Annotated in this window: 18 protein-coding genes and 1 riboswitch; of the genes, 14 read left to right on the top strand and 4 right to left on the bottom strand. The window is 60.5% G+C overall.

Annotated elements, in window-relative coordinates; all coding sequences use genetic code 11:
• Positions 1-46 precede the first annotated feature (46 nt).
• Complete coding sequence (locus AC13Q5_RS24295) at positions 47-694, bottom strand: GntR family transcriptional regulator (protein ID WP_488503428.1); 648 nt, start codon at positions 692-694, stop codon at positions 47-49.
• A gap of 110 nt (positions 695-804) precedes the next feature.
• Here AC13Q5_RS24295 and AC13Q5_RS24300 point away from each other — a divergent pair, with 110 nt between their 5' ends.
• The 8 genes from AC13Q5_RS24300 (at position 805) to atzF (ending at position 11,480) form a co-directional block, all read left to right on the top strand.
• Positions 805-1,473 carry a GntR family transcriptional regulator gene (locus tag AC13Q5_RS24300; protein ID WP_488503429.1) on the top strand — a complete coding sequence of 223 codons (669 nt, stop codon included), beginning with the start codon at positions 805-807 and terminating at the stop codon, positions 1,471-1,473.
• Positions 1,474-1,688: 215 nt separating this feature from the next.
• Positions 1,689-1,803, top strand: a riboswitch (guanidine-I (ykkC/yxkD leader).
• A 74-nt stretch (positions 1,804-1,877) separates the two neighbouring features.
• A complete protein-coding gene (locus AC13Q5_RS24305) occupies positions 1,878-2,951 on the top strand; it encodes a putative urea ABC transporter substrate-binding protein (RefSeq protein ID WP_488503430.1) in 1,074 nt (357 codons plus the stop codon).
• Between the two features lie 57 nt (positions 2,952-3,008).
• The gene (locus AC13Q5_RS24310; protein WP_488503431.1) at positions 3,009-3,827 is read left to right on the top strand and encodes an ABC transporter permease; all 819 of its coding nucleotides are present in this window, start codon (positions 3,009-3,011) and stop codon (positions 3,825-3,827) included.
• Positions 3,824-4,645 (top strand): ABC transporter ATP-binding protein, encoded by an 822-nt coding sequence (locus AC13Q5_RS24315; RefSeq protein WP_488503432.1) that lies wholly within the window; start codon positions 3,824-3,826, stop codon positions 4,643-4,645. The genes AC13Q5_RS24310 and AC13Q5_RS24315 overlap by 4 nt, the downstream gene beginning before the upstream one ends.
• Positions 4,646-4,647: 2 nt before the next feature.
• A complete protein-coding gene (locus tag AC13Q5_RS24320) occupies positions 4,648-5,466 on the top strand; it encodes an urea amidolyase associated protein UAAP1 (protein WP_488503433.1) in 819 nt (272 codons plus the stop codon).
• Between the two features lie 14 nt (positions 5,467-5,480).
• Positions 5,481-6,131 carry an urea amidolyase associated protein UAAP2 gene (locus AC13Q5_RS24325; RefSeq protein ID WP_488503434.1) on the top strand — a complete coding sequence of 217 codons (651 nt, stop codon included), beginning with the start codon at positions 5,481-5,483 and terminating at the stop codon, positions 6,129-6,131.
• Position 6,132: 1 nt separating this feature from the next.
• Entirely contained in the window at positions 6,133-9,669 is a 3,537-nt protein-coding gene (gene uca / locus AC13Q5_RS24330) for an urea carboxylase (RefSeq protein ID WP_488503435.1), read from the top strand.
• Positions 9,669-11,480: an allophanate hydrolase gene (gene atzF / locus AC13Q5_RS24335; RefSeq protein ID WP_488503436.1), complete on the top strand. Its 1,812-nt coding sequence runs from the start codon at positions 9,669-9,671 to the stop codon at positions 11,478-11,480. Before uca ends, atzF begins: the two co-directional genes overlap by 1 nt.
• Before the next feature lie 436 nt (positions 11,481-11,916).
• On the opposite strand, the gene AC13Q5_RS24340 is transcribed toward atzF, so the two are convergent.
• Positions 11,917-12,357 (bottom strand): SgcJ/EcaC family oxidoreductase, encoded by a 441-nt coding sequence (locus AC13Q5_RS24340; protein WP_457882087.1) that lies wholly within the window; start codon positions 12,355-12,357, stop codon positions 11,917-11,919.
• 219 nt (positions 12,358-12,576) lie between these two features.
• Between AC13Q5_RS24340 and AC13Q5_RS24345 the strand changes: the two genes are divergently transcribed.
• Genes AC13Q5_RS24345 through AC13Q5_RS24360 form a run of 4 tightly spaced genes read left to right on the top strand, consistent with a single transcriptional unit; the run spans position 12,577 to position 17,115 of the window.
• Entirely contained in the window at positions 12,577-13,683 is a 1,107-nt protein-coding gene (locus AC13Q5_RS24345) for a sensor histidine kinase (protein ID WP_488503437.1), read from the top strand.
• Positions 13,680-14,333 (top strand): response regulator, encoded by a 654-nt coding sequence (locus tag AC13Q5_RS24350; RefSeq protein ID WP_488503438.1) that lies wholly within the window; start codon positions 13,680-13,682, stop codon positions 14,331-14,333. Before AC13Q5_RS24345 ends, AC13Q5_RS24350 begins: the two co-directional genes overlap by 4 nt.
• Positions 14,330-16,675 carry a PAS domain S-box protein gene (locus AC13Q5_RS24355; RefSeq protein ID WP_488503439.1) on the top strand — a complete coding sequence of 782 codons (2,346 nt, stop codon included), beginning with the start codon at positions 14,330-14,332 and terminating at the stop codon, positions 16,673-16,675. Before AC13Q5_RS24350 ends, AC13Q5_RS24355 begins: the two co-directional genes overlap by 4 nt.
• Positions 16,666-17,115: a response regulator gene (locus AC13Q5_RS24360; protein WP_488503440.1), complete on the top strand. Its 450-nt coding sequence runs from the start codon at positions 16,666-16,668 to the stop codon at positions 17,113-17,115. Before AC13Q5_RS24355 ends, AC13Q5_RS24360 begins: the two co-directional genes overlap by 10 nt.
• Before the next feature lie 136 nt (positions 17,116-17,251).
• Here the strand turns inward: AC13Q5_RS24360 and AC13Q5_RS24365 are convergent, their stop codons facing one another.
• Both AC13Q5_RS24365 and AC13Q5_RS24370 read right to left on the bottom strand, forming a co-directional pair.
• On the bottom strand, positions 17,252-18,778 hold the full coding sequence (locus AC13Q5_RS24365; RefSeq protein WP_488503441.1) for a SulP family inorganic anion transporter: 1,527 nt from the start codon (positions 18,776-18,778) through the stop codon (positions 17,252-17,254).
• A gap of 4 nt (positions 18,779-18,782) precedes the next feature.
• On the bottom strand, positions 18,783-19,472 hold the full coding sequence (locus AC13Q5_RS24370; RefSeq protein WP_457882000.1) for a carbonic anhydrase: 690 nt from the start codon (positions 19,470-19,472) through the stop codon (positions 18,783-18,785).
• A gap of 595 nt (positions 19,473-20,067) precedes the next feature.
• On the opposite strand from AC13Q5_RS24370, the gene AC13Q5_RS24375 reads away from it, so the two are divergent.
• Positions 20,068-20,343, top strand: coding sequence for a hypothetical protein (locus AC13Q5_RS24375; protein WP_457882001.1), 276 nt, complete (start codon positions 20,068-20,070; stop codon positions 20,341-20,343).
• A 223-nt stretch (positions 20,344-20,566) separates the two neighbouring features.
• Positions 20,567-21,814, top strand: a complete 1,248-nt coding sequence (locus AC13Q5_RS24380; RefSeq protein WP_488503528.1) for an efflux RND transporter periplasmic adaptor subunit — start codon at positions 20,567-20,569, stop codon at positions 21,812-21,814.
• The last annotated feature ends 1 nt before the right edge of the window (position 21,815 follow it).

Below are 21,815 nucleotides of genomic sequence, written 5' to 3' on the forward strand. Positions count from 1 at the left end.
TTTATACAACACTTTCCCATCGATGCAAGAGATGACTCGATTGCCGTCAGAAATTTGTGAGAACGCCTTGGCGAACCGCCTCGAGATGACGCGTCATCGCTTGACGCGCGGCCTCGGGATCGCTGCCCGCCAAGGCGGCAAGAATGTCGCGATGCTCGGCAACGCCGGGCTTGGCCCGGACGACAGCCATCTGCCGCTCGAAGATCGTGGTATAGCGGCGCATTTCGCTGATCGTTGCCGCCATGAAACCATTACCGCTCGCATCGGCAATCGACATGTGCAAGGCATCGTCGAATTGCCAGACAAATTCCGGATCCGGCTCGGCATCCGCCTCGATTGCATCGAGCATCGCTTCCAGCGAATGCAGTGTCGTCGCCGGCATGCGCCCCGCCGCGACCGCGGCCGCGCTGGGTTCCAGCAACATGCGCATCGCAAGGCTATCGAGATAATCCTTCAAGGTAATGACGCGCACGCACAGTACGCCCTTATCGTTGCGGACAAGCAGCCCCTCGCCTTCGAGGCGTCCGAGCGCATGGCGCATCGGCGAGCGGGATACGGCATATCGACTTGCCAGCCGCCTTTGCTGCACCACCGATCCGCCTGCAAGCCGAGCCGAGAGAATTTCTGCCAGAAGCAGCCGATAGGTTTCCTCAGCCAGGCTTTCCTCGGCCGCATCGTCCATCCGGTCGTCCATGTATCCCCTTTTTGCTTCTTCATGAGTTCGGCTATCATATGTAACACCAATTGCGCCAAGGAAAGCCGTTCGTTGCCAGCGATGTCGGCTATGCGCAGAGCGAGGAAAAGGTGAGCGACATTTTAACCCTGCAGGATGTTACATCGACTAGCGGACAGCACAATCTCGCCTCGCTCGCATACAAGGCCGTGTCGGACATGATACGCCATCGCCGGCTGAAAGGCGGCCAGGTCATCGTCGAGGCGAAGCTTGCCGAGGCCCTGGGCATTTCCCGGACTCCTTTGCGTGAAGCCCTGCAGCGGCTGGAAGGTGAAGGCTCGGTACGCAAGGGAGACGGCCGCAACTACGTTGTTCGCCGTGTCGATATTGGCGAATATCTGCAGAGCCTGCGCCTGAGACTTTTGATTGAACCTGAAGCAGCCGTGTTGGCAATCCCCAACATCCCGCGCCGGCAACTGATCGTCGTCAGGCGTGAAATCAACGATCTTCTCGACGCAACGGCTTATCACACAGATGCCCATTGGGTATCGGACGACAATCTGCACAATCTCATCATCGACCATTGCGCCAACGCGGTCATGGCAAAGGTCTTGCGGGAACTGCGCGCCACCACGCGCCTGTTCGAGATCGATCGGCTGAAAGATCGGCTCAAGCCGGATTCGACAGAACATCTGCTCATCATCGAAGCATTGGAACGCGGCGATGCCCAACAAACACGCCTCGCTGTCGCTGACCACGTTGAGAGTCTGATTGCTTTTGCGAGAGATCAGTTGGAATGATGGCTTTTGAAGCATTGAACCCGCTAGATCGAGCGCGCGTCCTGATGGGACTGCTTACCACTTCCGCTGCCTAACGAGGAACCAGCGCGCCCTTCAAAATCGCACATTCTTCGTGCAAATTTTCAGATTGCCGAAATTTTCATCAACGGCGTGGCGCCCTTCCTCAAACAAAATCAATAAGTTATGATCTGGCACGCCACTTGCTTTGTGTCTGTCGAGTTGGTGGCTAGGGTTCCGGCGCTTCACACAGAGGCGTGTCTGGTCCGAGAGCCACCACCGGCTGGGGGAGAAATCCCACCGGATGCACGGCGGGATAAAAGCCCGGGAGACCTCGTAAGCCAAGGGATTGGCGGCGCGATGGTCTTTGCCGATCCCTTTTTGAAAAAAGCAAAAGGGGAATTTCAATGCAGACTTTTTCGAAAATCCTTTCCGTCACAGCCCTGTCCGTGTCGCTTGCCCTCGGGCTCGGCTCCGTCGCCAGCGCTGCACCGAAGACCAGCTTCAAGGTTGCCTGGTCGATCTATGTCGGCTGGATGCCCTGGGGCTATGCCGCCGATCATGGCATCGTCAAGAAATGGGCCGACAAATACGGCATCAATATCGAGGTCACCCAGTTCAACGATTATGTCGAGTCGATGAACCAGTACACCGCCGGCGCATTCGATGCCGTGACGCTGACCAATATGGACGGCCTGTCGATTCCGGCGGCGGGCGGTGTCGACACCACAGCGGTCATCGTCGGCGACTTCTCGAACGGCAACGACGCCGTCATCCTCAAGGACAAGGCCAATCTCGCCGACATCAAGGGCCAGAACGTCAACCTCGTCGAATATTCCGTCTCGCATTATCTGCTCGCCCGCGCGCTCGACAGCATCAAGCTCAGCGAACGCGACGTGAAGGTCGTCAACACCTCGGACGCCGACATGGTCGCGGCCTACAAGACGCCTGATGTTTCCGCTGTCGTCACCTGGAACCCGCTGGTTTCGACCATCCTCGAGGACCCGACGGCAAAGAAGGTCTTCGACAGTTCGCAGGTGCCGGGCGAAATCATCGACCTGATGGTCGCCAACAGCAATGTGCTGAAGGACAACCCGAATTTCGGCAAGGCGCTCGCCGGCATCTGGTATGAAACGGCCGCACTCATGAAGGCCGACTCGCCGGAAGGCAAGGCTGCCCGCGAGGCCATGGGCAAGGCGTCGGGCACCGACCTCAAGGGCTTCGAAGCGCAGCTCGCGGCAACGCGGCTTTTCGACAAGCCCGCCGACGCGCTCACCTTCACCACCTCGCTGAACCTGCCGAAGACCATGGACCTGGTGCGCAACTTCCTCTTCCAGAAGGGGTTGCTCGGCAATGGCGCGCCTTCCGCCGATGTCATCGGCATCGAAATGCCCGACGGCAAGGTGCTTGGCGACAGCAAGAACATCAAGCTTCGCTTCACCGACGCCTACATGAAACCCGCCGCCGACGGCTTGCTCTGAGCCTTCTTGAACGGCGGCGCGCCAGCGCCGCCAGCCATTCCTTCCGCGGAGCTCTTCATGCGTTGGATCAATACCAAGCCAAGTCCCGGTGCGCAGCTTGCCTTGACACTTCTGCCCTTTGCGCTGCTGATCATCGCCTATTCGATCGGTTCTGCCGCAAGGCTTGCCGAAAATGCCAATGACAAGCTGCTTCCCAATTTTTCGGGCTTTGCCGACGCCATCAACCGCATGGCCTTCATCGCCGATCCGCGTACGGGGGACTATCTGCTGTGGTCGGATACCGGTGCAAGCCTGGTGCGGCTGCTCTCCGGCCTTGGCATATCGACGGCGATCGCGCTTTGCCTGGGCATGCTGATCGGCATGCTGCCTTATGTGAGGGCGCTTCTGTCACCCTTCGTCGCCGTCATTTCGATGGTGCCGCCGCTGGCATTGCTGCCCATCCTCTTCATCGTCATGGGTCTTGGGGAAACCTCGAAGATCGCGCTGATCGTCATCGGCGTCGCACCGACGATGGTCCGGGATCTCGCCCTGAAGGCGCTGGAACTGCCGCGCGAACAGATCGTCAAGGCCGAGACGCTTGGCGGCTCCTCCTGGCAGATCGCCCTTCGGGTCGTGCTGCCGCAGATCCTGCCGCGGCTCATTACCTGCCTCAGGCTGCAGCTCGGCCCGGCCTGGCTGTTCCTGATTGCCGCCGAGGCAATTTCGTCGGACTCCGGTCTCGGCTACCGCATCTTCCTCGTCCGCCGCTATCTGTCGATGGACGTGATCTTTCCCTATGTCGTCTGGATCACGCTGCTCGCCGTTCTGATGAACTACCTGCTCGATCGCGTCCGCATCGCCGTCTTCCCATGGTCCGAACTGGAGAAGCAGGCATGAGCGAACTCAGAATCGAAAAGGTCTGGAAGGAATATGGCGACCAGATCGTGCTCGAGGATGTGTCGCTGACCGTCGCCTCGCGCGCCTTCGTCGCGCTCGTCGGCCCCTCCGGCTGCGGGAAATCCACCTTCCTTCGCATGCTGCTCGGGCAGGAACAGCCGACGCGGGGCACGATCCTTCTCGACGGCGCACCCCTTCCCTTGGAACCGGGCGCCGATCGTGGCGTGGTCTTCCAGCGCTATTCGGTCTTTCCGCATCTGACGGCGCTCGGCAACGTGCTGCTCGGCAAGGAGCTTGCCGCCTCGCGCTACAAGGCAAGGCTCTTCGGCCAGGCTCGCCGCAGCGCCATCGACGAGGCGCGCGCGCTACTTGCCGAAGTCGGTCTTGCCGGCGCGGAGAACAAATATCCGGCCCAGCTTTCAGGCGGCATGCAGCAGCGCCTGGCGCTTGCCCAGGCGCTCATCATGCGCCCCAAGGTGCTGCTGCTCGACGAACCTTTCGGTGCGCTCGATCCGGGCATCCGCGCCGAAATCCATACGCTGATGAAGCGCCTCTGGCACGAGACGCAGATGACCGTCGTCATGGTGACCCATGACATGCGCGAGGCCTTCACGCTTGCCACCCGCGTCGTCGCCTTCGAGCGCCGCCGCGATCGGCCGGAAGAAAAAGAGCGCTACGGCGCGACAATCACCAAGGACATTTCCATCTGGCCGCCGCGCATCGCCGGCACAGCCTCGATCTTTGGCCCCGACCGGGACGGCCCGGTCTCTTCCCTGGGGCACCGCCGGGACGACCTGGCACCGTCGGGAGACTTTTAGCCATGCAGCACGTCAGACGTTCGCCGGAAGAAATCGCCGCCAATCGCGCGCGATATGAAGATCATCAGAGGAAGGGGCTCAAATTCGCGCCCAAGGCATTGCCGGCGCCAAGTCCGCTTCCAGCCCCGTCCGTCGACCCCACCCTTGTCGTCCACCGGGAAATCCTGCCCGGCGGCTGGTACTGGTCGACACCTATCAAGACGGGCGAGACCTTGCGTATCGCGCAGGAGCAGGGTTTTTCCACCGTATCGCTGATTGCCTGGAACGAAGCGGATAAAAGCGAGCGGCTGAACCTCGTCGATACCGTCAAGATGCAATGGACGACGGCGCTGTCGAAGGGCCGGGTGATCTTTTCCGACATGGGGCGCGTCATGTTCTCGGTGACCGAGGATTCCTCAGGCGCCCATGATTGCCTGATGGGAGGCTCCACCGCCGCCTCTACCCTCGCCAAATTTGGCGAAGGCAAGCGCAACAGCCGCGATAATTTCATCCTGCTTGCGACCAAGGCCGGGTTGGATCGGCGCGACATTCCCGCAGCCCTTGCGCTTTTCGCACCCGTCCGCGTCGATGCGGACGGCAAGTTCGCATGGAAGCCGGAACTCTCGCATGATGGCGACTATGTCCACCTTCGCGCCGAGATGGACATGATCGTCGGCTTTTCCAATTGCCCGCACCCACTCGATCCAAGCCCGCATTATGCGCCGAAGCCTGTTGTCATCAGCCGCCTGGCTGCCCGGCCCGTCGCGTCCGACGATCTCTGCCGGACTGCCACCGCCGAAGCCGTGCGCGGCTTCGAGAACAACGCCTTCGCCAATCTTTGAGCCGGGAGAAGATCATGAGCGATTTCATCCAGACCGCGCCTTCCCGCACACTCGACAAGGCGGTGCAGGATCATTTCATCGCCGCCGAGGCGCCGTTTTCGACCATCGTGCGCAAAGGCCAGACGCTGCGCATCGAGGACAGCTACGGCCAGCAGGCGATCGACACGCTGTTCTACAATGCCGGGGATTATTCCGAGCGCTATTCCAACCAGGACACGATGCGCGAACAGGGTGCCGCCTACATCACCACGGGCACTCGCATCATCTCCAACGAGGGGCGCGTCATGCTGACCATGACCGCCGACAGCTGCGGCCGTCATGACACCTCGGCCGGCGCCTGCTCCTGCGAAAGCAACACCGTGCGCTTCGGCCATGGCACGAAATATCTTCACGCCTGCCGCGACAATTTCGTGCTCGAAGTCTCCAGGCACGGGATGGGCAAGCGCGACGTCGTACCCAACATCAATTTCTTCATGAACGTGCCGATCGAACCCACAGGCGAAATGACGATCGTCGATGGCATCTCCGCTCCCGGCGACTATGTCGAACTGAGGGCCGAGATGGACGTGCTCCTGGTCATCTCGAATTGCCCGCAGATCAACAATCCCTGCAACGGCTTCGACCCGACGCCGATCCGCGTACTCGTATGGGACGGCGAGGCTTGAGATGTTCAAGAAAATATTGATCGCCAATCGCGGCGAGATCGCGGTGCGGATCATCGGGACCCTGCAACGCATGGGCATTGCCTCGGTCGCGGTTTACTCCGATGCGGACCGCTTCTCCAAGGCCTCCCTGATCGCCGACGAAGCCGTCAGGCTCGGCCCGGCGCCGGCTCTCGAAAGCTATCTCGATATCGATGCCGTCATTGCCGCCTGCAAGGCAACGGGCGCCGAGGCCGTACATCCCGGCTACGGCTTCCTTTCGGAAAATATCGGTTTTGCCGAACGACTGGCAGGGGAAGGCATCGCCTTCATCGGGCCGACGCCCGACAATATCGCCGCCTTCGGGCTGAAGCACACGGCGCGAGAACTGGCGCGTAGCAGCGGGGTTCCGCTGCTTCCCGGCAGCGGCCTCGTCGAAACCAGCGAGGCGGCCCTCGCTGCCGCGGCGGAGATCGGCTACCCGGTCATGCTGAAGTCGACGGCCGGCGGCGGCGGTATCGGCATGCAGCTCTGCGACGATGCCGGCAGCCTGAAGGCTGCCTTCGACAGCGTGCAGCGCACCGCCAGGGCGAGCTTCGGCGATGCCCGTGTCTATCTGGAACGCTTCGTTTCCAATGCCCGGCACGTCGAGGTGCAGATCTTCGGCGACGGCAAGGGCCGCGTGATCGCGCTTGGCGAGCGCGACTGCTCGCTGCAGCGCCGGAACCAGAAAGTGATCGAGGAGACACCCGCGCCAGGCCTCTCGCCCTCCGTGCGCGAACGCCTGCATGGTGCGGCGGTCGCGCTCGGCACCTCCGCGCACTATCGCTCGGCCGGCACGGTCGAATTCATCTATGATCCGGCACGCGAGGAATTCTACTTTCTCGAGGTCAATACGAGGCTTCAGGTCGAGCATCCGGTCACCGAGGCCGTCTACGGCATCGATCTCGTCGAATGGATGATCCGCCAGGCCGCCGGCGAAGAGGTGATATCAGGCAATGACCGGCTTGTTCCGAAGGGTGCGGCGATCGAGGCGCGCATCTATGCCGAAATGCCGCATGCGGGCTTCCGGCCGAGCGCCGGCCTTTTGACCGAAGTGACCTTCCCGCAAGACACGCGCGTCGACGGCTGGATCGAGACGGGCACGGAAGTCACGCCCTTCTACGACCCGATGCTCGCCAAGGTGATCGTCGCTGCCGAGGACCGGCCGGCGGCGATCGAGAAACTCAAAACCGCACTTTCGCAAAGCTCCATCTGCGGCATCGAAACCAATCTCGACTATCTGAAGGCGATCGCCGGATCGGATCTGCTCGCCAGCGGCAAAGTGGCGACGACGGCGCTCAAGGATTTTCCCTTCGTGCCCGATGTGATCGAGGTGGTGGCGCCCGGCGCGCAGTCGAGCATCCAGGAACTCCCCGGCAGGCTGGGGCTCTGGCATGTCGGCGTGCCGCCGAGCGGCCCGATGGACGAGCGCTCGTTCCGCCACGCAAACAGACTGGTCGGCAACGCCGACGAGACCGCGGCCCTTGAGCTGACCGTCTCGGGGCCGGTGCTCAAGATCTTCTGCGACGTGACGATCGCGCTTGCGGGCGCTCGCATGCCGATGACCCTCGATGGCGTTCCATTACCTCATGATGAGGCCGTCATCGCCAAGGCAGGGCAGACGCTTGCCATTGGCGCCATAGACGGCCCGGGCCAACGCTCCTATCTCGCGGTAGCGGGCGGCTTTGCCGCGCCGCTCATGCTCGGCTCCAGGGCGACCTTCGGCCTCGGCCAGTTCGGAGGCCACGCCACCGGCACGCTCCAGACCGGGCATGTGCTGCGGCTGGCGCGCACCCCCCAACTTCATATCAAACCAGCGGCGATGCCCGCAGCCCTCACCCGGAGCTGGGAGGTCGGCGTCGTCTACGGGCCGCATGGCGCGCCGGACTTCTTTCTGGATGACGATATCGAGACCCTGTTTTCGACGGATTATGAGGTGCATTTCAACAGCGCCCGCACCGGTGTGCGCCTGATCGGGCCTACACCCAAATGGGCACGCAGCGACGGCGGCGAGGCCGGCCTTCACCCCTCCAACCTTCACGACAATGCCTATGCGATCGGCGCGATCGATTTCACGGGCGACATGCCGATCATTCTGGGTCCCGACGGACCGAGCCTCGGCGGTTTCGTCTGCCCGGCCGTCATTGCGCGCGACGAACAATGGAAGATGGGCCAGTTCAAGCCGGGCGACAAAATCCGCTTTCACCCGGTGGCACGCCGCGAGGACGCCATCGCCGGCCCGACGGTTCGCCGCGCGCCCGAAGAGACCGGAACGGCGATCATCGGCGAGAGCCGGGACGGACCGGTGCCTGTCGTCTATCGCCGGCAGGGCGATGACAACCTGCTGATCGAATATGGGCCGATGACGCTCGACATCGCGCTTCGTCTGCGCGTGCATCTGCTGACGCAGGCGATCGTCGACGCACGCCTGCCCGGCATCATAGATTTGACGCCAGGCATCCGCTCGCTGCAGATCCACTATGACGGGACGACACTGACGCGCAAACGCCTCCTTGGCCTCCTGAGCGAGATCGAGGCGGACCTGCCGACGGCGGATCAGGTGAAGGTCCCAAGCCGGATCGTGCATCTGCCGCTCTCCTGGAACGATCCGCAGGCCGAACTTGCCATGCGCAAATATCAGGAGCTCGTGCGCCCGAATGCGCCATGGTGCCCTTCCAACATCGAGTTCATCCGCCGCATCAACGGCCTGCCCGACGAGCAGGCGGTACGCGACATCGTCTTTGACGCCAGCTATCTGGTGCTCGGCCTTGGCGATGTCTATCTCGGTGCACCCGTTGCAACGCCGATCGATCCGCGGCACCGGCTGGTGACGACGAAATACAATCCTGCACGCACCTGGACACCGGAAAACGCCGTCGGCATCGGCGGCGCCTATATGTGCATCTACGGCATGGAAGGACCCGGCGGCTACCAGCTTTTTGGCCGGACGATCCAGGTGTGGAACAGCTGGCGGCAGACGCCGGCCTTCGCCAGGAATAAGCCGTGGCTTCTCAACTTCTTCGACCAGATCCGCTTCTTCCCCGTCAGCCACGAGGAGCTGAATGAAGCGCGTGCGGCCTTCCCGCATGGTGGCTATCCGATCAGGATCGAGGAGACGGAATTCTCCTATGCCGCCTACGAGGCCAGCCTCACACGCGAGGCGGCGGCGATCCATACCTTCAAGTCGAGGCAGCAAAGCGCCTTCGAGGAAGAACGACGGCGCTGGAAGGAGCTGGGGCTCGACAGCTTCTCGGTTGACGAGGGATCAGGTCCCGCTCTTGCCGGAGATGTGCCGGAAGGCTGCTTCGGCATCGAAAGCGCGGTCCCCGGCAATGTCTGGAAAATACTCGTCGAGGAAGGCCAGCCGGTTGCAGCCGGCGATACTTTGGCCATCATCGAGTCGATGAAAATGGAAATCAACGTCACTGCCCATGCCGCGGGCCGCGTCCGCGATCTGCGCGCCGCACCGGGGCGCAACGTCAAGGCCGGCGACGTGCTCGTCATTCTGGAGGAAATCTGATGCTGCCCACCATTCTCGATCTCACTTCGGTGCGAAACGCCTACAAAGCAGGTCTCTCGCCGCTCGACCTGGTGGAGGAGATTATCGAACGATGCAAGGCATCCGACGATCCGGCTGTATTCATCACCCTGACATCTCCAGAGGCCCTGCGACAGGCAGCCCGGGACTTGCTGGCGAAGGCACCCGAACCCAACAGCCTGCCGCTCTGGGGCATTCCCTTTGCGGTCAAGGACAATATCGACGTTGCCGGCCTGCCGACGACAGCGGCCTGCCCGGCCTTTGCCTATCATCCCGAGGTGGATGCGACGGTGATCGCGCGCCTCAGGGCAGCCGGCGCCATCGTCATCGGCAAGACCAATCTCGACCAGTTCGCAACCGGCCTCAACGGCACGCGTTCGCCCCATGGCGCGCCCCGCTCGGTTTTCGATCGCGCCTATGTCTCCGGCGGCTCCAGTTCCGGTTCGGCGGTCGCCGTGGCCGCTGGTCTTGCCAGTTTCTCGCTCGGGACCGATACGGCGGGCTCCGGCCGGGTACCGGCTGCCTTCAACAATCTCGTCGGCATCAAGCCGACACCGGGGCTCGTTCCCAATGTCGGCGTGGTGCCGGCCTGCCGCAGCGTCGACGTCGTCACGGTTTTCGCCGCGACCGTCGGTGATGGCATCACCATTCGCCGGATCATGGAAGGCTATGACGGGCGCGATCCCTTCTCGCGGGCAGCAACACCGGCGGCCCTGCCGGCAACACGCCCGCGCGTCGGCGTGCTCGAAGGAGCCGAGCGTGAGTTCTACGGCAACGGCCAAGTCGAGGCCCTCTACGATGCGGCTATCGACAGGGCGAGATCGCTCGGCGCCGAGATCGTGCCCTTCGACTACGCCCCTTTCCGACAAGCAGCCGAACTTCTCTACAGCGGCCCCTGGGTCGCCGAGCGCCTGGCGGCGGTCAAGGATTTCCTCGCCACCAACGCCGGCGATTTCGATCCGACGGTCAGAACCATCATCGAAGGGGCAAGGGGCTACGACGCGGTCGCCGCCTTCGAGGGCAAATACAGGCTGGAGGCATTGCGGCAAAAGACGAAGGCGGAATGGCAGAAGGTCGACTTCCTGATGCTGCCGACATCGCCCACGACCTATACGGTCGAGGAGATGCAGGCCGATCCGATCGTCAGGAACAGCCATTTCGGCCGCTATACCAATTTCGCCAATCTGCTTGATTGCGCGGCAATCGCCGTTCCCGCGGGCTTCGATGCCAAGGGGCATCTGCCCGCCGGTGTGATGTTCGTCGGACCTGCCTTCACCGATGATGCGCTCGCACCCTTTGCCGATGCCATGCATCGGACACTCGGCGCCGGAATGGGCAAGGACCGCACCGCCACCCTGCCCGAGGCAAGCCGCGTCGAGCCCGTCCCGGACGATATGCTCCCAATCGTTGTCGTCGGCGCACATCTGACCGATATGCCGCTCAATCATGAACTAACCCGTGTTGGAGGATATAAACTAAAGACCTGCCGAACCGACAACAGCTATCGCCTGTTCGCACTCCCAGACACCGTGCCGCCCAAGCCTGGGCTGGTCCGAGAACCACATTTTTCCGGCGCCGGCGTGGAAGTCGAGGTTTGGGCTTTGCCAGCCGAGGCGTTTGCACGTTTCGTCCAAAAAATTCCGGCACCGCTGGGCGTTGGCAAGATCATGCTCGATGATGGCGATTGCATCACCGGATTCTTATGCGAGGCCCATGCGGTCGTAGGCGCACGAGACATCACCGAATTCGGTGGCTGGCGCCATTTCGTTCTTTCCCACAGCTCGGCTATCTAAGAGGAAACACGATATGCGACTTCTGTCCAAGGCAATGAACCTCGTTCGCCAAGGTCTGATCGCCAGAACCGGTGCCATCGGCATAGGTTATTCCACCAGACGCAATTGTCGACGAAGAGTACCCCGAACCGGAAGCTCTTGAAAGGTGCCGAACCATCGCCCCCATTCTCGAAATTGCGTAAACCTCTGTAACAATTGATATTCCGCAATCTCGAACCAGATTCCCTCGTCCGGGGGGCAAATCAATTCAATTCCTGCTTCCCGCTGCCAATGCATCTGCAATTGAATTTTGGATTTCACGGAACGCCGTTAGCCACGAACTCGGACAGATGTAGCGGTCACCGAGAACAGGAAACGGCTTTAACGTGCTTGCGAGATTAACAACTTATGCCTGCACAGGAAGCGCCGGACAATCCGGCGCTTCCCTCGTGGCTAATCAGCTTGCGTGCTTTTCCGGCATGGCAGACGAATGGTGCGTCGAGATCAGCCACTTGCCGTCCTTGAACTCGTAGGTGAAGGTGTAACGTGCGGGCACCTTGGAGCCGTCCTTCAAGGTGAAGGTGTAGGTTCCGGTGTCGGTCGCCTTGTTGCAGCCGATCTTGATCGTGCGGCTATCGATCTTGCCCTGCGGATGCTTTTTCAGGAATTCGACGAAGTAGTCCCTTCGCTCCTCCTGCGTCAGGCGCGGCTTGTTCGAAACGGTTGGCAGCAACACCGCGTCCGGGGCATAGTTCTCGATCACCTTGTCGGGGTTGAGCGTTGCGAGCGAAGCATTCCAGCGGTCGAACAGCTGCTCCACCTGGGGCTTGGTGATCGGCGCGCATTCGCTTGCGAGAACCGGGGTCGCCATCAGAGCGATCACGGAAGCGGCAAGCATGTGTCTTATCATTTCAGTCTCCATCTTGGGTCTTGTCTTCCGGCAGCACTTGCGCCGGCTTCCAAGAGATGGTCTGCCGCCTCCCGTGTCGCGTCTGCTGGATGGCGCCAATCGAATATGCCGAATGGCCTATGCACCGTGACGGATAGGCATACTATCTAGGGCTATCAGGACGTTCGAAGGATCGGCAAGCAGATGGAAGAGGCAAACGAGGGTGCAATGGCATCCCCCATTCGCGAATTGCGGCGGCTTTACAGAGATGCCGAAGCCAAGGCCGCCCGCCTGAGGTTGATCGTCGACGTCCGCTCCATGCTCGACCGTTCGCCATGGAAAACCTCCGTGCACGAGGTCCTATCCGCGATTGCGGGCTTTGCCGGTGCGAACAGGGCTTCGATCCATTCGCAGACCGGGGAAAATTGGCAATACGGTGCAGGGTCAAGCCCACCAACTGCCGATACCGTCGAGATGCGATTCATCGGCGCGGCATGGATGGGCATAGAACAGTTGGAACTGGCCTTGTCGCGGTCCGCTTTTCCCATTCACGAGGACGATCGCAAGACGATCCAGATCGTCACGGATCAGCTTGCCGGTTCCTTGGCGGCCGAGCGTCAGCACGCCGTCCGCGAGCAACTGACGATTAATCTTCAGGCACGGGAGCGTGAACTGGCCCGCCTGGTGGAGGCCATGATCGGCGCACAGGAACAGGAACGCCGCCGGATCGCCTATGACCTGCACGATGGCGTCGCCCAGTCGCTTGTCAGCCTGCTTTTTCACCTGGAAGCAGCCGGCGTTGCAATGGATGATGCGGACACGGCAAGACGGGCGATCGAAAGCGGCATCGAAATCGCTCGATCGTCCATTCGGGATGTGAGAGGCGCGATTGCAGCACTTCGCCCTGCCGAGCTCGACGATCTCGGGCTCGAGGCGGCGCTGCGGGCACGGCTCGACAGCATTGCCAATATGGATGTTCAGTTTCGGTCGGACCTGAACGGGCGGCGGCTGGCCGGTCCGCTGGAGGTTACGTTTTACAGGGTCGCTCAGGAGGCACTGGCCAATGCCACCAAACACTCCGGATGCAGCAGGATCGATTTGCGGATCGCGTTGGAAAGTCCGCAGTCCGTTTGCCTCACCGTAACCGACAATGGTCGTGGTATTGCCGTTGCTCCCGCCTTCAACGATCAGGAAGGAGGGGGTGTCGGCCTGTCCGCCATGCGCGAACGAATGGCGTTGATCGGCGGCTCACTGACTATCCATTCAACGCCTGGCACGGGGACTGTCGTCGTCGCACAAGCCCCCATTCCCAACCCCATGAAAGAGCTCTCTTGAAGCGCCATCGAATATTGATCGCAGACGATCACGATCTTGCCCGCTCCGGCCTTAAGGCCATCCTGACAACGGCTGATGATCTTGAGGTCATCGCCGAAGCCGCCGATGGCCAAACGGCCGTCTCGCTTTGCTACGTCATCCGGCCGGATATCGCCCTGCTCGATATACGCATGGCCGGCATGGATGGGCTGGAGGCGGCTGCCGAGATACGCCTCAAATCGCCCGACACCCGCGTCATCATGCTGACCATGCATGACAGCGTCGACTATCTGGAAGCCGCCATCAAAGCCGGAGCAAGCGGCTATGCGCTCAAAGATATCAGGCGCGACGAACTGCTGCAGATGATCCGCAATGTCGCCGCCGGGCAGTCCTTTTTCAATATCGAGCTGATGCGCCGCTTATTGCGTCGCGTTTCGCCTGAGGCGACCGACGAAGGTGCGATCGAGAAATTGACCGTGCGCGAGCGAGAGATCCTTGAGCGTCTGACGACCGGTGAAACGAACAAGGAAATTGCCAAGGCGTTGGCGATTTCGCCGGGCACGGTCAAAGTACATGTCGAGCGCATTCTCTATAAGCTTCGCGTCACCGATCGAACGCAAGCAGCCGTCGTTGCCGTGAGAGCCGGGCTGGTCGATCGGGAGCGCCTATGATCCACCGGCGTCTCTTTACCTCGCTTTCGAGGCGCTTTCTCGATCAACCCCTCGCCTTCAAGGGATTGATCGTCATTGCCGTGCCGTTGATCTGCTTTCTCATCGCACTGACTTCGGTCTTTTTCGCGGACCGCGAAAGCCGCAAAGCGGAAAATTACGTCCGGGTTACACTCGCTATCCAATCCGATATTCTCGAGCTGCACGCCCTTCTGGCCGAGGCGGCTTCCGGCGTGCGCGGTTATCTGCTCACCGGCAACGAGACATTTCTTGCGCCGTTCGACAAGGCGCGCTTAGAGCTTCCCGGCGTCTTTGCATCCATGCGGCCGAGGATCAGGGACGGCGAGCAGCTTGCCCGGCTCGATGCGATGGAGCCGCTGGTGACTCAAAAGCTGAAGGGTCTCAGCGCGCTCCGTGACACAGCCGGCAAGGCTGGACAGCCATCAACGGAGGACATTCGCAAAACCCTTGTAGAAAACAAGGTGCTGCTCGATACGCTTCGAACGAAGATCGACGAGATGCGCGAGCGGGAAGATGTGCTTCTGGCGGTGCGCACGGGCGAGGCCGACGCCATCCGGGACCGCTCGCAGTGGATTACCTTGTTCGGCGCCCTCTTCGGACTTCTAGGCGGCATTACGGCCATCATGCTGATGTCCAACGGCATCGTTCGACGCGTCGGGGTGCTCAAAGAGGCCGCCCACAAACTTGCAGGCGGCCAGGAACTTGAGCGCATCCCGACGGCACGCGATGAGCTCGGCGAGCTCGCGGCCGCACTCGAAGATTCGGCGCGCCTGCTCAAGGCTCGTGAAGGTCAATTGCGTGAAAGCGAGGAACGTTTCCGCCTCCTCGTCGACGGCGTGCATGATTACGGCATTTTCGGCCTTGATGACGCTGGCCGTGTCGTTAGCTGGAACAGCGGAGCGGAACGCATCACCGGCTATGAGGCAGACGAGGTCATCGGTACGCATTTCTCGGTCTTCTATCCCGAGGAAACGCGCAGGACCCATCCTCAGCAAGAGCTCTCGCAAGCCAAGGACCACGGCAGGGTCGAGGACGAAGGCTGGCGCATTCGCAAGGATGGCTCACGCTTCTGGGCCAATGTGGTCGTGACCGCCCTTCGGGACGAGCAAGGCAAGTCGCGCGGCTTTTCCAAGATCACCCGCGACATGACGGATCGAAAGAATGCGGAGGAAGCGCTGCTTTCGGCACGGCGGGAGGCCGAGCGCGCAAGCCAAGCCAAAAGCGAATTTCTGTCGCGCATGAGCCATGAGCTGCGCACGCCTCTTAACTCGATCCTGGGTTTTGGCCAGATCCTCGAGATGGACCTTCACGATCCCGATACCCAATCGTCCGTCAAGCAGATCCTGACTGCCGGCCGGCACCTGTTGAGCCTGATCGATGAAGTTCTCGATATCGCCAGGATCGAAGCCGGGCGGATGGATCTGGTATTGGAGCCGATCGATGCGGCCGAAGCCTTGCAGGAAGCATTGGCGCTAGCCCGCCCGCTGGCGGAGGAACGCAGCATCAGCCTGCATCTCGACGATGCGCAGCTTGTGGGGACGTACACGCATGCAGATCGGAGACGGCTGCTGCAAGTGCTCCTCAATCTTCTATCCAACGCCATCAAGTTCAATCACGCTGGCGGCAAGGTCATCGTTGCTGCACGAAGGGATCGGTCCGGCCGGCTTGCGGTCGATATCGGTGATACCGGAAGCGGTATTTCTCCCGACGAAATGAAGCGTCTGTTCCAGCCCTTCGAACGTCTCGGCAAAGATCGCAATGCAACAAGTGGCACAGGATTGGGGCTCGCCTTGTCCAAACATCTGATGGCGGCAATGGGTGGCGAGCTGGAGCTGTTACGGACCTCGGGTCAGGGGAGCATCTTTTCTCTCCATCTGCCTGCTGGTGGGAGTAATGAGTACATGGCGCACACCCAACCGATGCAGATGACGGCAACGGATGCAAAAGGGGTTGGAATTGCCAGGGTCCTGTGCATTGAGGACAACTCTCAAAGCCTTGACCTGATCGAGAATGTCATGGCGCGCAGCTTCGGATGCAGCGTCATACCGGCGATGCTCGGAGAATTGGGTATTGCTCTTGCCGTCCAGCATCGGCCCGATCTGATACTTCTCGATCTCGACCTTCCTGACATCAGCGGCCTTGATGTTCTTAAGCGATTGCAAAATGATCAACGGACGCAGGCAATCCCCGTTATCATCATCAGTGCCGATGCCACGGATACGAGCCGCCAGAAGGCCATGGCAGCTCGGGCTGCAGGCTATCTGACCAAGCCCCTAGACCTGCACCTTCTCATACGGACAATGGAAGACCTTGCATGCAAATGAGCACGACGATCGACATCCCCAGCGAGGCGAAGATACTGATCATCGATGACGAACCGGCCAACATCGCCCTGCTGACACGCCTCTTGCAGCGCGAAGGCTTTGGCAAGATCAGCTCCACATCCGATCCTCGCCACGCACGGGATCTGTTTCGAAGCCTGCAGCCCGACATCGTTCTCCTGGACCTCATGATGCCGCATGTCGACGGCTTCCAATTATTGGAAGCCTTCTCTCGCATCGCCGGCCCGCAAACCTTCATACCGGTCATCGTGCTTACGGCGGATGTTTCGACCGAGACCCGCAGGCGGGCGCTCTCGTTGGGCGCCAAGGACTTCCTCGTAAAGCCGCTCGACGCCGTCGAAACAGTCTTGCGTATCGTCAATCTGCTTGAGACGCGCTTTCTATTTCTGGAACTACAGAGACTGAATGCCAACAAGGCATGATCGCAGTGCGGCATCTCGTATGGCCACAGCAATGGAAACGAAAATGAGACTTCGCTCTCCGCTTCCTTCTGCTCGCCTTGCCCCGACGAGCGAGGCAAGGGCATCGTCGCAAGATACCTGACACGTTATCCGCCAATCAGGCGACTTCCTCCGACAGACGTTCAAAGATCGGCTTCAGCCGTCGATGACGTCCCGCTGGCGGATGCTCAATTTCCACGCGGCGCCCTGATTTCTTCTGTCGTTTCAGCCATTCGCGCAGGGTTTCGGCACTCGTATGATCCAGATAGTGCAGGCGAGCGCCCGCGATCCTGATCTTACGGCCCTCGGGAAGCGTTTCCAGCATGTTGAGCAGGGTGGGAACGTCCTTGCATGTCGCCACGCCGACGAGGTCGAGATGGATGGTTTCCCCATCTTCCAACCTGTCGATGGCAAGTTTGCGACGCAGATATGGAAGGATTTCCAGTATGGACAGCGCAAGGCCGAGCGCCACGCCGACAAGCAGATCCTGAAGCACCACCATCGCCACCGTCGCGGTCCAGATTCCCACGGGAACCCAGCCGTGATGGTCGAAGAGGTGCCGGACGTGATGGAGGCTGATCAGCCGCCATCCAGTCACGAGCAGCACCGCGGCAAGCGCCGTTAGCGGCACCATTGCGAGCAACTGCGGTAAAAATGCCACCAGCCCAAGGATCCAAACACCATGTAGAACGGCTGACACCCGGGTGCGTGCGCCGGCCTGAATATTGGCGGACGATCTGACGATGACACCTGTGATCGGTAGAGCACCCAGCAGGCCGCAAAGCCCGTTGCCGATGCCTTGGGCAAACAGTTCCTTGTTGAAGCGGGTCCGCACGCCATCGTGCATGCGATCAACAGCGGCGGACGACAGCAGCGTTTCCGCACTGGCGATCACCGCGATGACCAGTGTCGTCATAATGATGCCGGATTCGACCATCCTGGAGAAGTTTGCAAGCGTCGGCAGCGAAATGCTTTCGACGAGAGACGACGGCACCTCCACTCTTGCGATCGGCAGCTGCATCGCAGCTGTCAAGATCGTACCGGCTGCCACCCCCACCAGAGCACCAGGCACCAGCAACAGAGACTTCGGCCTGAACTTCTCCCAGGCAATCATGGCAAGCAGCGAAATCAAGCCCACGAGAAGGGCAACCGATTCCCGCGTCAGCCCAGCACCCCATACACGAGCAAGTGTCTGCTCCATGGCTGTGACGTTCTCTATGCCGCCGGCGGCCGGTCTTGCCCCCATCAGCACATGGATCTGGCCAAGAATGATGAGGATGCCAATGCCTGCAAGCATGCCATGAACGACCGCAGGAGATATTGCCCGGAACCACGAGCCAATCCGCAAGAACCCCGCAACGACCTGCAGAAATCCCGCGACGATCAGGACAGGGCCGAGCATGGCGATCCCATATTGCTCGACGAAGCCGAATACAATCACGGCAAGGCCCGCCGCCGGACCCGAGACCTGAAGCGGAGAACCGGCCAGAAGGCCAACGACGATGCCGCCGACAATACCGGAGATAAGGCCCATGGCCACGGGAACTCCCGACGCCACCGCAATCCCCAGGCAAAGCGGTATGGCGACCAGAAACACGACGAGCGACGACGCGAAGTCGCGCGAAAGAACGGAGCTGGAAATCATCGGCCTACTCCGCAGCTTGCGGGATCACATGCGGACGACCACGACCGGTGACCCCGACAGGCAAGGGCCTGTCTTCATGGATTTCCGTGAAACGAGCCGCGGCACCGTCATAGACGAGCACCTCCCCCGTCTGAATATCGAAGAACCAGCCATGCAGAGTAATGTCGTTGGTCGCCAGCTTGGCCGCCACGGAAGGATGCGTGCGCAGGTGATCGAGCTGGACGACGACGTTTTCCATCGCGATGGCGCGTATTCTTTGACGCTCGGATAGGTCTGAGGGGTAGGCCTCGCAAACAATCGAATGGGCGGCATGGCTATGTTTCAGCCAGGCGGCGACATTCGGCATCGGTTTCAAAAGATCGGGATGGCAAAGTCCCTTCATCGCACCGCAATCGGAATGCCCGCAGACGATGACATCCCGAACGCCGAGCGCGATGACGGCATATTCGATGGCCGACGATACGCCGCCGTTCGCCGTGGAAAACGGGGGAACGATATTTCCGGCATTGCGGCAGACGAAGAGTTCGCCGGGACCAGATTGCGTGATCGTTTCGGGCATGACCCGGCTGTCGGCGCAGGAAATCATCAGCGCTTGCGGCTGCTGCCCCTCCTCCGCCAGCTTACGATAAAGTGCCTGATGGTTAGGAAAGACGGCACCGCGAAAGCTGGAGATACCCTTGAGCAAATCACCCATTGTCGAGTCCTTGTGATGGGCCGGACGGCAGGCAGGGGGCATACCCATGCCCGGCGGGTTGGAATGCGCGATCATTTCGCAAGTGCGAGATAGGTATGGGCGACGGGAAGAAAATAGCCCTCGTAAATTTAGGTTGACCTAATTTATAAAAATCTTGTGAGTGGCTTGTGAGATGTTTTCAGTTGACCTTCGAAACACGCGCCACGCGAAAGGTTACGAGTTGCATCGTCGATTGAACGATATGGAGAACCTCATACGGCATGAGGCTCGAAAGGTTTCGGTAGATCGAGATCAATTGGTCCTTGAACAGGCTGGCTGATCCGCTCGACAAGGTATGTCCGTGCCGCCGTTCGGCGGTGCTCGGCAAGAGGTCACGGGATACAAAAGGGAAATCACATCGTCCGCTTCGACCAGAAGAAGTCTCGCCCGTGCGAGGGCCATCCGACCATAAGGAAGGATCCGATCATCGATTGGTGCAAGTTGGTCCACAAAGAGTGCACATCAGTGCAGATTGCAAGCCCCCGCTCCACATCCCATCGACATTCAATAGCTAGCTGCTATCAGCGGCTGTTTCATCAACACGGAGGATCCTCCTTTGCGTAAGAAAATCATCTCGATCGTTTTGGGCTGTGCACTCGCATCTGCGTCTCTGCCCGCCATGGCAATCGCCAGCATTCCGCATGCGGCCGACAACAGCCTGACCGGCGTTGCCGTACCCTCGCAGAAAGGCGTATTGCAGCTTTCCGCAGCCCGCATGTCCGCTGAGCCGGTACAAGTGGCGCTGGTGGATTCCTGCTCCGATGCATGGTACTGGCGCAGCTTGATCGAAGAATTCGCCTGCGGCTTCTCGGGCCAGGGCTGGATCAACTGAACAAGGACTTCGAAAGAGCGCCCGATCGGGGCGCTCTCTCACGACTGCGACCGATCCCTGGAGAGCAGAATGCGGCAAATGCCTTGTCCGCCATTTCGTTGCATCCGGGCCGTCGCCCGATCGATTCCGGCTAAGCTGAGGGGACGAACGGCAAGGATGGACATCCGGACCATTCCTTGAGCAAGGCTTGTGCCAATCCTTTTCTCCAAGTGTTTCCTGCGATATGTCACTTCCGAAAAACAGCCCTCTCCGCGACGAACAAAGCGGCCTCTCGCCTGAGACTCGTTACCCGCTGAATGCGATACCCGCTGTTAAGACCAGCAGGAAACGCAACCGTAGCTGGTTGTGGTTGATCGCCCTGCTTGCTGTCGCAGGCACGGGCTATTGGTTTTGGAACCAATATTCCGCTGGGCCGGCCGCGAGTGCGAAGGCGACACAACCTGTCATTCGCGGCGATATCGATAACGGCGTAACCGCTGTCGGTAAATTGGAGGCGGTCAAATCGGTTGATGTCGGCGCGCAGGTCTCTGGTCAGTTGAAGACGCTTTACGTCCAAATTGGCGACATGGTCGCACAAAACCAGCTCATTGCCGAAATCGACCCGGCGCCCATAGAGCACAAGCTCGAAATCGACGAGGCCGAACTCGCGATGCTCGAGGCCCAGCGCATCGCAAAGAAGGCGCAGCTCGCCCTGAAACAAACCAATATTGATCGGCAGCACACATTGGTCGCGGCCAGAAGCATGGCGCAATCGTCGCTGGACCAGGCCGTTGCGGATCTTGCCACGGCACAGGCCGACGTTGACGCGATCGAGGCACAGATTCGTAAGCAGCAAGCAACGCTTGACAGCGACAAGGTCGATCTCGGCTACACGAAAATCTATGCGCCCATCTCGGGCACCATCGTCGCCAATCCCGCAAAACAGGGGCAGACCCTCAATGCGAACCAGACTACGCCCACCATTGTCACCGTTGCAGACCTGTCGACGATGGTCGTGAAAGCGCAAGTCTCCGAAGCCGACATCGGCAAGCTCAAGCTCGGAATGCAGGCCTACTTCACATTGATCGGCGAGAGCGGCAAACGGTTTCCCGGAACGCTTCGCCAGATTCAGCCTATGCCGAGCACGGACAATAACGTCGTGCTCTACTATGCTCTTTTCGATGTGCCCAACCGCAACGGCGAACTGATGATGTCGATGAGTGCGCAGGTCTTTTTTGTAAAGGCTGCTGCGGCCGGCGTCTTGCTGATCCCTGCCTCCGCGCTCCATCCAGTTGCCGGCAAGCCCGGAGAGGCGCAGGTATTCGTGACAAACCAAAATGGCAGCATCGAAACGCGTCACGTCGACGTCGGCATACGCAACCGCGTGAATGTCGAAATCAAGGACGGGCTTCGCGAGGGTGAGGCCGTAGTCGTCAATGACGACGGCAAAACGAAGCACGCCAGCGATACGCATTCCAGCCCGCTGTTCTAAG

The organism is Martinezella sp. CNPSo 3964, from assembly GCF_057784375.1.

Excerpts from the sequence above, each read along its gene's own strand:
- AC13Q5_RS24320 (WP_488503433.1), top strand. The coding sequence starts at position 4,648 with ATGCAGCACGTCAGACGTTCGCCGGAAGAAATCGCCGCCAATCGCGCG.
- AC13Q5_RS24315 (WP_488503432.1), top strand. The coding sequence starts at position 3,824 with ATGAGCGAACTCAGAATCGAAAAGGTCTGGAAGGAATATGGCGACCAG.
- AC13Q5_RS24380 (WP_488503528.1), top strand. The coding sequence starts at position 20,567 with ATGTCACTTCCGAAAAACAGCCCTCTCCGCGACGAACAAAGCGGCCTC.
- AC13Q5_RS24340 (WP_457882087.1), bottom strand. The coding sequence starts at position 12,357 with ATGCTTGCCGCTTCCGTGATCGCTCTGATGGCGACCCCGGTTCTCGCA.
- AC13Q5_RS24325 (WP_488503434.1), top strand. The coding sequence starts at position 5,481 with ATGAGCGATTTCATCCAGACCGCGCCTTCCCGCACACTCGACAAGGCG.
- atzF (WP_488503436.1), top strand. The coding sequence starts at position 9,669 with ATGCTGCCCACCATTCTCGATCTCACTTCGGTGCGAAACGCCTACAAA.
- AC13Q5_RS24365 (WP_488503441.1), bottom strand. The coding sequence starts at position 18,778 with ATGATTTCCAGCTCCGTTCTTTCGCGCGACTTCGCGTCGTCGCTCGTC.
- uca (WP_488503435.1), top strand. The coding sequence starts at position 6,133 with ATGTTCAAGAAAATATTGATCGCCAATCGCGGCGAGATCGCGGTGCGG.
- AC13Q5_RS24345 (WP_488503437.1), top strand. The coding sequence starts at position 12,577 with ATGGCATCCCCCATTCGCGAATTGCGGCGGCTTTACAGAGATGCCGAA.
- AC13Q5_RS24310 (WP_488503431.1), top strand. The coding sequence starts at position 3,009 with ATGCGTTGGATCAATACCAAGCCAAGTCCCGGTGCGCAGCTTGCCTTG.
- AC13Q5_RS24355 (WP_488503439.1), top strand. The coding sequence starts at position 14,330 with ATGATCCACCGGCGTCTCTTTACCTCGCTTTCGAGGCGCTTTCTCGAT.
- AC13Q5_RS24370 (WP_457882000.1), bottom strand. The coding sequence starts at position 19,472 with ATGGGTGATTTGCTCAAGGGTATCTCCAGCTTTCGCGGTGCCGTCTTT.
- AC13Q5_RS24360 (WP_488503440.1), top strand. The coding sequence starts at position 16,666 with ATGCAAATGAGCACGACGATCGACATCCCCAGCGAGGCGAAGATACTG.
- AC13Q5_RS24295 (WP_488503428.1), bottom strand. The coding sequence starts at position 694 with ATGGACGACCGGATGGACGATGCGGCCGAGGAAAGCCTGGCTGAGGAA.
- AC13Q5_RS24305 (WP_488503430.1), top strand. The coding sequence starts at position 1,878 with ATGCAGACTTTTTCGAAAATCCTTTCCGTCACAGCCCTGTCCGTGTCG.